The sequence below is a fragment of the Corallococcus sicarius genome (assembly GCF_003611735.1).
In the GTDB taxonomy this organism is placed as follows: domain Bacteria; phylum Myxococcota; class Myxococcia; order Myxococcales; family Myxococcaceae; genus Corallococcus; species Corallococcus sicarius.
Window position 1 is genome coordinate 19,770 of sequence record NZ_RAWG01000090.1, and the last position, 10,918, is coordinate 30,687.

The following is a 10,918-nucleotide window of genomic DNA, read 5'->3' on the forward strand; positions in this document are numbered from 1 at the left end:
TTCTGCGACGCCTTCAACGCCCGGGACCTGGATTGCGGAAATCTGCGCCGAACTCGGCGTCCCCCTCCAGGTGAACGGCTACCGGTACTGGCCGGGGGCGACGCCACCTCCGAAAGGGGATGGAGCGTAGAGGTGCAGCGGCTGCACACTCCGTCGCCTGCCTTCGCGGCACGACGGAGTGCGCGCGCCATTCCGGGGCGCCGTCAGCTCGACAGGTGCACCCGGACGACGTTGTCCAGCTTGGAGCCCACGGAGAGTCCGATCCGGAAGAGCAGCAACACCGCGCTGCCGAGGGTCAGGGTCGTCCCCCCGACGCGACTCACGAGGGAGACGGCCTTGACGGTGGCGCTCGGCGCGATGGAGGCGGCGTTTCCGATGTCCGTCAGGATGGAGCCGCCGACATTGGCCAGGTCCTGAGCGTACGTGAAGGTCCAGCCGGCAACGGCATTGCTGAAGTCATCCGAGTCCAGCTCCCCGAGCTGGTCCTTCACGGCGGCCAGGTCCAGGCTGTCCGTCACCATGTAGAGTGCGCCCTGCACCAGCGCACAGATGGCATCGTGGCCGGAGTTGATGAACTTCGCCGTCCGCCCCGCCGTGGGGCTCGGTGAGAGCTTCGTGTAGAGGGGCTCGATGAGGAGCATGCCGGCCAGCCGCCAGCCGCTGAGGAACCAGTTGAGGATCGACAGGACGTCTGCCGTGGTGCTCTGCTTCTTGGGCAACGGAAAGCTGGTGCTCAGGGCGAGCGCCTTGCACCCGAGCACGCCCAGGGACAGGAAGCGCAGGGAGCGGCCGAGCTTCTTCCTCCCATCCTCCGTCAACGGCGAGTCCTCGACCGGCGCCTCGATGTCGACCTGCCGGTTGAGCACGAAGATGCCGAGCACGCTGGCCACCGGGAGCAGGATGGCCGGCGCCAGGCCGATGACATGGGTGTAGATGAACGCGGGGCTGCTCCTGTCCACGCCTCCCGTCGTGGTCGCCAGGACCAGCGACTTCGGCGCCATCAGCGGTCCGCTCCCCATCATCTGGGCGAAGATGTCCGGCTGGAGCAGGGTGCTGGTGCCTCCGGGGAACAGCTCCTGGTGGGTCACCAGCTTGTAGAGGATGGTGACCGGGATGGCCGCCGCCAGGCTGAGCACGTTGACGACGGTCAGTTCCTCCTCGGTGCCCAGCAGCTTCGTCACGAAGCGATAGAGGTTGGAGAAGAACGGGATGTCCAGGGCCGCCGTCAGCAGCGCCTGGAGGTCGGCCAGCAGGTCGGTGGCGAAGTCGATGAAGCCGAGGACGAGCTTCTCGACCGCGTCGAGGAAGGTGTCGATGAAGTCGTTGACCAGGACGAGGAAGTCATTGACGGTGGGGCGGCCCTGGAAGAGCGCACCGATGTCCCGGAAGAGCTTCTCGATGTCTGTCTTCAACACCTCCACGGTCGGCACGACGATGTCCTGGAAGAACTGCACCAGCGGGTTGCCCGGGGTGGGCCCCGTGTCGTCGGCGGTGCCGCTGGACACCCCGCCATGCTGGACCTGATACAGCGTCCAGTTGGCCGGCGCGGAGTTCATGCTGGCCTGCGGGTTGGACTGGGTGGCCGCCTGCTGCTGCGACTGCAGGTCGGCGTTGGCGATTTCGTCGGGCAGGACGAGCTCGGCGATGGACTCCTTGAGCTGGGCGAAGGCCGCGGAGACGCCCGCCTTCAGGACGTCCGCCTCCGCGTCGAGCCGGCCCACCACGTAGGTGAGGCTGCTGTTGACGAAGTTGGCCATCACCAGGTGGCAGTCCCACATGTCCTTCCAGTTGAAGAGGAAGCCCAGCCAGCGGATGACGTCCTCGATGACCGCGGCGACCTTCTGGAGGATGAAGCTGATGGCCTTGAAGACGTCCTCAATCGTCTTGATGACGATGTGAATCGTCTTTCCCACCAGGTTGACCACGAACGTCAGCGCGTCCTGGATGACGTCGACGGTGATGGAGACCACCTGGTCGATGACACTGGTCGTGAACTGCCACAGGTCGCCCGCGAGGTTGGTGACGCCGTCCCAGACCTCTCCGACGACGCTGAGCTGGGCGGTCTTCGCCCGGGGCGCCCCGAACGAGAGCGTCCAGGGCTTGTGTGCCGCGGGCACGGCGATGGCCGGCCGGGCCACCACGAGCTTCGCCGTCGAAGTGCCCGCCTGGTAGACGATGGTGGCCCCCTGGGGCGCCGGGTCCGGCTGGTACGCCATCAGCCGGCTGATGGCGTCCGCCACCTGGTCCTTCGTCACGCCCGAGGGCAGCTTCGCCAGCACGGAGTCGGGGATGTCCCCCGCGCCCTGCACCTGCTTCAGGCGGCTGTAGACCTTGAAGGCGGGCTCGATGAGCAGGGCCCCGTCGAAGTCCGCCGGATTCGCGGCGGTCATCACGAAGCGAGGGGTGGCCAGGTCGGAGATGGGATTGATGAGGGTCAGGTTGCCCGTCAGGTCCGTGGTGGCGGTGACGGCCGTGTCCGGGTCGAGCAGATGGGAGACGCCGTTGATGACCACGCGCGTCCAGCCGGACGCGGACACCTTGACCTCCAGGCCGGGCCGGGCCTGCGCCCTCGGGTCGGTGAAGGTCAACGTGGTGGTGTAGCAGTTGAACTGCTGGGTATTGCCGGTGTCCTGCAGCGGGATGAGGTCCCGCTGCCACAGGGAGCTGGTGGGGTCCTGCCACATCCAGATGATGGAGGGATTGCTCCGCACATCCGTCTTCACGAAGACGAGCTGGTTCGCCTTCTTCGTCTGGCTGCGGATGGCGGCCACCCGGGCCACGCCGGCCTCGAAGACCACCGGCTTGCTGAAGCCGTCCGGCTCGGTGGCCGAGCCGTGGAAATACATGAGGTCCTCACCGCCGAGGGCCCAGAGGGCCGCCGTGCCGCCGCTTCCCGGGTCCTGGCGCACGATGAGCCCGCCCTCGCGGATGCCGGGCACGTCCTGGCTGGAGGCGATGCCCACGCCTGACGCGCGGTCCGTCTGACTCGCGTGGCTGAAGAGGAACACTCCGCTCGAGCCGCCCACGTAGAGGTCCGTGGTGCCGCCGCTCGCGGTGGCCTCCAGGCAGGTGGCGCCCGGCGGCGCCGTCAGCTCGCGCGCGGAGTGGCGGCCATAGCTGTCCGGCAACGTCTGGAAGACGAGCTGGCTCTGGGCGAGCGTGTTCTCATACAGGATGTAGACGCTCGTCCCGAGCCCCGACACCGCCCCCATGGCGTAGTCCTGGATGACACTGCTGTCCGTGGGCGTGGGGAACGGGAAGCCCTTCCAGGAGACCCCGGTGGCCGTCACCCCGGGCTGGAAGAGGTAGTCATTGGGTGTGCCGGGCGCGCCTCCGGAGAAGCCCACCGCCAGCAGAGGCAGGCCATAGCCACCCGAGGCATCCACCGGGCCCAGGTACAGGGCCTGGAGGGTGGCCGAGGGCTGGGGGTTGCCCACGGCGACCCAGTAGTCCGCCAGCCGCGTCCAGTCCGTCTGGCGCGCGTCATTGGAGAGCGGGCCGGCGACGACGATGACCGGCGCCCCCGACGGCGGGGACACGGCGACGGCGAGGGTGATGTTGCCGCCGGGGACCTGGCCGACGGCGAAGGAAGCGGGCAGGCCCCACCGTGACACCGACGCGGTGAGGTCCAACTGCTTCCAGCCTGTCGGTCCCCCCGGGTCCGCCATGAGGAGGTACAGGTGCCCGTCCCCGCCAATGGAGAACACCATCGGGTTGCCGGTGCTGTCCTCGACGGCCGCCAGCGTCTGGTTGGCGGCCACCGGGAGCGCCGATTGGTAGTTCTGCATCACCTCGGAGTCGGCGGTGACGGTGAGGGATTCAATGCCTTCGATGCGGGTCGGAAAGGTGACGCCATCCATGGGGGCCTGCTCGATTCGTGTGGGGAGCTGCGTGGAGCCCTACGTGCCGGGGATTCGGGGGTGCCCGCTTCAGACCCGGTAGGTGACGTCCATCAGCAGATCGAGGTCGCTGTTGAACCGCGGAGCATTGAGGAAGAAGACGCCTCCCGTCGGAGAGATGAAGTTGCTCACCATGCTCGCGGTGAGGTTGGCGTTCATTCCAGCCACGCGGCTCTGCATGCCCGCAGCGAGGGCGTTGGTCGCCGTGTCGAGGGCGTCCTCCATGGGGTCGAAGTAGCCCAGGCTCAGCACCGAGAAGGCTTGGGAGACCGCGTTGACCAGATCTCCACCGAAGTTCTCGTCCTCGTGGGGGGCCATCCGTGGTGGTGGTCATCGGGCCCATGTTGAACACCAGCTGGTTGTTGGAATCGATGGCCAGGGTGATCTGCTGCTGGAAGCTGACCGTGCACCACATCCACCAGTGGAAGGGAATCTCCGCGGTGAGGACGACCATGGAGATGGTGATGTCCTGCCGCTGGTAGAAGGAGCCCGAGATGTTGATGGTGTTTCCGGAGACCGTCACGGTGCAGTTCCGGGTCGCGTCCATCGTGACCTTCTGCTTCAGGCCCTCTCCGAGTACGGTCTGCTCGTTGTCGAGCTCCGTGACGTGGGCACTGTCCGTCACCGTCATGGTCGTCCCCTGGCTCTTCCACAGGCTGGGGGCGGAGCCGAAGGCCTGCTGGATGGGCTGGAAGACCAGCGGCTCGAAGAAGGCGCTCTCCGCGAAGAGCAGCGAGCCCGAGTAGTTGTTGTTCGTCACCAGGGTGTCGGTGACGTAGACCACCGAGCCGTCCCCCTTCTTCGGGACGCGTGCCTGGGGGTTGTCTCCTCCCAGGACCTGGTAGTTGAGGGTGCTCAGCCCGTCGTCGGTGGCATTCGCCGAGGTGCCGAAGCCGATGTACGTGGGCACGAGGCTCGGTGGAGCGCCCGGGTTGGTCGTCGCCGGGTGGTTGGATTGCGCGTTGATGCCCAGGATGTAGGGCGTCGCCCCGTCGGTGTTCTGCCCATTCATCCCAAAGGCATACTGCAAGGCATTGCTGAAGCTGGAGGTGAAGTCCTGGTTGTTCTGCGTCAGCGAGGTCAGCGACTGCGACAGGTACTGGTTGGGTTCCACCAGGATGACATCCACCTGGGTGCTCCCGGCCACCGGCTTCAGCGCCCACTGGGTGAAGTCGACCGTGTCGAAGTCGAGGAAGAGTCGCTGCAGACTGAAGGCCGCCTGGTTGAAGCCGTTCGCGCTGAGGGTCTGGAGCACGCTCGGAGGCATGACGCCCTGGTCGACCAGGGCCTCCAGCTCGGTGGGCGTGGTGGGGAGCATGGAGAGCATCACCTTGAAGCTCACCTGGAGGCCATCGAGGTTGACCAGGGCGTGGACCCCTTCGGAGAGGAAGTACACCACCGGCACCAGGGCCCAGGTCCGGACGGTGCCCACGGTGCCGGTGGCTCGCAGCCAGTAGTAGATGGCCTGGCCGGACAGCGTGCCCTGCTTGCTGGCAACGTCCTCGCGCTTCAGCAGGTAGCCGTCGCTGCCCGGGCCGCCCTGCGGATAGATGAGCGCCGAGGTGTCCAGGCCGAGCGCGGCGAACTCATCGGGAGAGAGGTTGCGGGCCCGGAAGGTCACCCTGCGTTGGGGAGATGTGCCTGTCGGGCTGCGCCGTGACGTCGGCCCGCGCTGACGTCATTGCAAGGCGTGCGCCCCGATCCGGTTCCCCCGCGCGCTCAGGGACGAATCCCCTGTGATGACGCGCGTGCGCAGGGCGGACCTCCAGCGCCGCTGCGTGCCCGGAGGACGCACCTGCGTCCACGTGGAACTCCGTGACAGAAGCGTAAAGGGGCAGGGCGCGAACCGGCTCCATGCCACCGTGAATCATGCGGTCGTCAGGCGGATTTGTATGCTCCGGCCATGAAGCGCCCGCCCTCTCCGTCTACCTGGAGTCGCTCGCCATGGGTTCGTCTCGCCAGCTCGCCATCCTCACTGCAGAAGAAGCCAGCCATGACGACCGCGCCGCGCAGCACGCCTCCCACCACCGACCTCGTGACGATGGTTGACCCGGTCGAGAACGCCTACTCGATGGGACATGGCGCGGGTCCATCCCCGGATGAAGATAGGGCCGTTCGTGCCCGCCACGGTCTACTTCCCCGCCGATGTGAAGCGGAAGTGCAGAAGCTCCGGAAGCGGTTCGCCGAGGCGGGCCTTCGTGTGGCAGCGACCGTCGCGAATGTCGCATTCAGCTACACGGACGGCGGCAAGACCATGAATGCGCTGATCATCGGCACGACGTCAGACAACGGGTCGTTCTGGGTCGTCACCGTCTTCAGGAGTTCGGGCGGCAGCTGACGGCCCAGCATCACCGGAACATGGCGGCCATCCAGCAGAGCGCCCAGCTCCACCAGCAGCGGATGCAGGCCATCCAGGCGCGGGCGACGCCAGCATGAAGAGCTATTACGACCGCCTGGCCGCGGGTGACACCCAGCACCGGAATTTCCTGAACTACATCAACGACGAGAACACCGTGGTCGACTCGAGCGGCTCGGTCGAACCTCACGGCGGCGGGATGGGGCCGGGTTGCTCCAGCCGGGACGGCAGCTACTGGAGCCGCGCGGGGACGTGGACGCACAAGCCGGGAACAGGGGCGCGCATCGGCCTGGTGTTCCAGTCTGGAGCTGGCTTCGTCGCCAACTTCGACTACGTCCGCGTCTACGAGCTGAAGGACTGACCCGTCACCGCGCGCGAGCGGCGAACTCCCCCCCGCGGGGGCTCGCTTCTCCGTGGTGGCCAGGTCGGTCGCATCGTCCTCTGTGTCGACACTCGGGAGGCGGCAGCGCCCGCCCCCCTGATGACCGGACACATCAGCCCGTGACGGCAGTCACCAGGTCCTGCCTGGGGAACGGAGGCCGCGCCACATGCGACCCCAATGAGATCAACGGATTGAGCGCGCAGTAGGGCTTCGGAGGGCCTGGCACGCCCGCTGCTATGGGTGGACTCAACGCTGAACGCGGTCCCACCCTCTTCTTCCGAAACGAGCTCCCCCATGAAGCTCTCCTCCGCTCGCGGTCCCTCCACCAACGCCATCCGCCGTCCCCCCGCGCAGGACATCCCGTCTTCCAAGCCGAGCTCCCCCAACGCTCCCCAGAAGCCGGACGCGAAGCCCTCCTCGCCCAACGCGCCGAACGCGCTCCAGAAGCCGGACGCCAAGCCCTCCTCGCCCAACGCGCCGAACGCTCCCCAGAAGCCGGACTCCAAGTTCTCCCGCTCCTCGCTGCTCGACGCCGCCACCCAGTTGCCTGACCTCGCCTCGCCCTTCCTGCCCAGCGGCGCCCAGCTGCCTGACGCCATGCTCTCCGCGCCCTCGCTGCCCAGCGGCGCCCAGTTGCCTGACGCCAAGCTCTCCTCGCCCCTGATGCAGTCGCTCCAGACGGACGGCTTTTCTCCGGCCGGCGCCAGCAAGACCGAGGGCATCGGCAAGCTGCTGGAGGGCGTCGCCTCGGTGCTCAGCAGCATCACCGCGCTGGTGCAGGCCGCAACCCAGGGCGTGCAGGCCGTCAGCCAGGGCGCGCAGGGCGTGGCCCAGGGCGTGACGGGCGTCGTCGGCGCCGTTGGCTCCGCGGGCAGCTCGCTGTTGGGCGGCGCGCTCGGCCAGGGCAGCGCGGATCCGACGGCCGGCATGACCCAGGCCCCGACCCTCGAGTAATGCGACGGCGCCTCGCGCCCGATGAAGCAGAAAGCCCCTTCCCGGCACGGACCGGCAAGGGGCTTCGTCATTGCAGGGACCGAAGTCGGTTGAGGGCAAGGGCGAGTGCAAAGGTGCCGAAGAGGGATGCTGACGGGTGCCGCCGAGCCGTGCGCAGGGCCGGTGGAGAAGCCGTGCAGCCCTCATGGGGCAGGACGCCCTCTTCCATGGGGCGCGTCCGCTCGCCCCAGCACGGCTCTGTGGCTGAGCTCAGTACCATTCGTAGTTCATCGCGACGCTCGCGCTCTTCATCTTGTCCGTCATGTAGCCCTTCACGTCGGCGGAGGTGATGCCCAGCTGTCCCGGACTCCGGGCAATGAGCTTCACCCGGTCCGCCTCACCGTGCGAGGCGTCGCGGAGCGCGGCGGGCACTTCCTTGGGGGAGCTCACGTTGTAGTGGGGAAAGAGCTTCTGCTTCACCGACACCGCGAACTCATCGCTCTGGATGTGCAGGCTCATCTCGCCGTCATACTCCATGCTGCGGTAGCCGAAGTTGGCGCTGCCCACGATGACGTGCCTGGAGTCGATGAGCATCAGCTTCGAGTGCACGTAGATCTTCGTGCTCTCGTCGTAGTTGTCGGAGTGCCCCGGGAAGCGGACCGGGCAGTAGAACTGGACACGCGGCGTCACCCCTTCCGCGAGGTCCAGACTCTCGATGGTCTCCAGCGCGACCTGCACCGTCTTGGTCTGGACCTTCACGCCCTCGACGGGCCGGGGCGCCACCTGGAGGCTGGCCTCCTCCATCCACTTGCCGGACTTCTTCTTGACGACCTTGTGATACATCCCCGGGTCGTTGGGCACCGGCGGCGTGCTGCCCTGGAGCTTGATGCTCTGCAGCGCCTCGTCGAGCTTGCCCTTGACGCCCTCCTTCTCCTTGAAACTCGCCAGGAGCATCCGCGCGTACGCAATGCGGGACAGCTGCGTGTTCGCATGGGTTGGATCACAGCCGGGGTCTGGAATCACCACGCAGACCTCGAAGGGCTTCCACGCCTTCAGCTTCCTGCAGACCTCGCGGACGATGTCTGGGTCGAAGAACTGGTAGTTCTCCGCATAGAGATACGTCGTGGCGCCCTGGATGAGGGTCTTGATCTCATCGCGGATGCTGTGCTCGGTGGACAGGGTCGAGACGCCCGTCGTCAGCACGGAGATGCGGTGACCGCCGCCCGTCGGCTGGCTCGCAACGAGCCCCCGGAACTCCGCCCGCACCCCATGGGGCGGCTTGGGCCCGAAGAAATTCAGCGAGACCTGCCGCTTCCAGCGGCGCAGCCACTCCTCCTCGATGTCACACGTCGCGGGTCCTTCCACCAGCACCGCCGTGTCGTGCAGGGTGTGGTTGTGCCCATGGAGCGGGTGCCGGCCCCAGTGGTAGCCGGTGTCCCAGTACTCCGCCTCCATGTTGAAGCCGCCGACCAGGGCCTTGAGCTTTCCGCGGATGGAGAAGATGGACATCTTCTGGTGCAAGCCATAGCCCACCCCGGGCTTCGGGTGGCTCTCCAGGTAGACGAGGATCTTTCCCTTGTACCCGTGGAGCGCCGTGTGGACCTCCTTGTTCCCCCGGGCCACCTTCTTCGCGAAGTTGTCATTGCCGCCCGCGTTCGCGGACACGGCGTCCGGGTCCCAGAGGATGATCTCCACGTGGACGCCCGCGTCCGCCAACTGCTTCAGGGCGACCTCCATCGTGAAGTGGTGGTCGTCCTGCATCAGCGGAAGGCCCTTCTCCATCGCCCAGTAGGCCAGCCGCACGTAGGTCGTCGGAGGCACGGGAGCCGGCGCGTCCGCGAGCTGCTTTCCCTCGCCCTTCGACAGGGACTCGACCTCGACGGGCTCGGTGGCGCTGCGCTTCACCTCCTCCAGACAGGCGGCGAAGGTGCCGAAGAACTCCTCGCCATCCATCAGGAAGGTCGCGCGGTTGTTGTCGCTGGTCCGCTTGCTCATTTCCGAAGCCTACATGATCCCCGTGAAACATGTTCAGCAAGCACTCCCTGCCAGAACGGTTTGTGCGTCCTGGCGGGTCCCGGGCCTTCAATCCCTCCCAGCGGCTGCCATCCCCTGCTCAAGGTGGGGCTTGGGTTCCCCCACATTCCCCTCACCAGGACACCTCCTGGACTTTCGCGGATCCGTCGTGGAATGCCCTGGATGCTCGACGAAGTGACCGCTGGACAGGCTTATGGGCTCCCTTGATCGGGGCCTTGTTGATGGTGGGTTGTGGGCCGGGGATTGAAGCGGGGCTCTTGGTTCAGCGCCAAGACCTGCTGCGCCTGCGGCGTCGAACGGAAGACCCCCCGCCGCTCAAGGCAGGCGCTTCTTCATGCGCAGCAGGCCGTAGGCCGAGATGCTGGAAGCATCCTTGATGCGGCCCTCGAGGACGAGCGCCTCGAACTCTCTCCCGGCGGGCGCGCTGGGCGTCGCCAAGGCGATGGGCGCCGTCACGCCCGAGCCGGGGAGTCCCTGGGTCTGGGTGCTGGGCGGAGACGGCAACATCTGGGCGAACGCTTTCTACGGCCCCGGCGGCTGGTGCAATCTCGGCGCGCCCCCGGGCGTCAATGTCACCGAGCCGCTGGGCGTGCTCGTCGTCGCCAATGGCATGCAGTACGGTTACGTGCTCGGCTCGGACGGACAGCCCTGGATGACTTCAGGGCCGTCGGTGCCCGGTGCGCCATGGTCGCCGATGGGCTCGGCGGCCACGGCAGCGCAGAAGCGGGGCGCCTGGCACGGCACGGGCGAGAGCAGAGAGGCAGGGGAATGAGCCTGCCTTGAGGCAACACGGGCTGAATTCCCGAAGGGCCTGAGCGACATCCCGCGCTATCCGAGCGCCGCCTTCCCATCCGGCTTGCGCTGGAACCTGTAGAGCACGAAGCCCACCGCGAGCGCGACGGCCCCTGCGACGAGGTTCGCGCGCTCCGCACTCAGCGCGAAGACGACGCACAGTGCGGCGGCGGCGAGGGGAATCACGGGTCCCCCCGGGATGCGGAACGCGTTCGCGGGCGCCTGGAGCTTGCGGCGCAGCACGGGCACCGCCAGGGCCGTGCCGAAGTACGTGGCGAGCCGGGCCACCACGGAGAGCGTGGCGAGCACCTCGAACGAGCCGGAGAACGCCAGGGGCAGCGCGATGGCCGTCTGCGTGAGGATGGCGACCGTCGGCGTGCGGTAGCGCGGATGCAGCGTGGCGAGCGCAGCGGGGCCAAAGCCGTCCTGGGCCAGCGCGTACAGGTAGCGCGGCCCGGCGAGCACGGTGTTGCTATTGGTTCCCAGGATGGACAGCACCCCTCCCACCGTCATGAGGAGCCC

The 10,918-nt window shown here is 67.3% G+C and carries 9 protein-coding genes; 4 read left to right on the forward strand and 5 right to left on the reverse strand.

What is annotated here, in order from left to right; translation table 11 throughout:
- Positions 1-203 precede the first annotated feature (203 nt).
- A complete protein-coding gene (locus D7X12_RS44310; protein WP_244224594.1) occupies positions 204-3,860 on the reverse strand; it encodes a hypothetical protein in 3,657 nt (1,218 codons plus the stop codon).
- A complete protein-coding gene (locus D7X12_RS16180) occupies positions 3,820-5,520 on the reverse strand; it encodes a hypothetical protein (protein ID WP_120626160.1) in 1,701 nt (566 codons plus the stop codon). The genes D7X12_RS44310 and D7X12_RS16180 overlap by 41 nt, the downstream gene beginning before the upstream one ends.
- 372 nt (positions 5,521-5,892) lie before the next feature.
- On the opposite strand from D7X12_RS16180, the gene D7X12_RS42440 reads away from it, so the two are divergent.
- From D7X12_RS42440 to D7X12_RS16195, 3 genes are all read left to right on the forward strand, one after another.
- Positions 5,893-6,237, forward strand: coding sequence for a hypothetical protein (locus tag D7X12_RS42440; RefSeq protein ID WP_147443687.1), 345 nt, complete (start codon positions 5,893-5,895; stop codon positions 6,235-6,237).
- Positions 6,238-6,331: 94 nt separating this feature from the next.
- Entirely contained in the window at positions 6,332-6,616 is a 285-nt protein-coding gene (locus tag D7X12_RS16190) for a hypothetical protein (RefSeq protein WP_120626162.1), read from the forward strand.
- Positions 6,617-6,931: 315 nt separating this feature from the next.
- Complete coding sequence (locus D7X12_RS16195) at positions 6,932-7,591, forward strand: hypothetical protein (RefSeq protein ID WP_120626163.1); 660 nt, start codon at positions 6,932-6,934, stop codon at positions 7,589-7,591.
- A gap of 249 nt (positions 7,592-7,840) precedes the next feature.
- Here the strand turns inward: D7X12_RS16195 and D7X12_RS16200 are convergent, their stop codons facing one another.
- The gene (locus tag D7X12_RS16200; RefSeq protein ID WP_120626164.1) at positions 7,841-9,565 is read right to left on the reverse strand and encodes a phospholipase D-like domain-containing protein; all 1,725 of its coding nucleotides are present in this window, start codon (positions 9,563-9,565) and stop codon (positions 7,841-7,843) included.
- Positions 9,566-9,919: 354 nt separating this feature from the next.
- Entirely contained in the window at positions 9,920-10,042 is a 123-nt protein-coding gene (locus tag D7X12_RS45050; RefSeq protein ID WP_279637197.1) for a hypothetical protein, read from the reverse strand.
- A 4-nt stretch (positions 10,043-10,046) separates the two neighbouring features.
- Here D7X12_RS45050 and D7X12_RS42445 point away from each other — a divergent pair, with 4 nt between their 5' ends.
- The gene (locus D7X12_RS42445) at positions 10,047-10,376 is read left to right on the forward strand and encodes a hypothetical protein (protein WP_147443688.1); all 330 of its coding nucleotides are present in this window, start codon (positions 10,047-10,049) and stop codon (positions 10,374-10,376) included.
- A gap of 56 nt (positions 10,377-10,432) precedes the next feature.
- Here the strand turns inward: D7X12_RS42445 and D7X12_RS16210 are convergent.
- Positions 10,433-10,918 (reverse strand): APC family permease (locus D7X12_RS16210; RefSeq protein ID WP_120626167.1); only part of this gene is annotated, 486 nt, incomplete at its 5' end.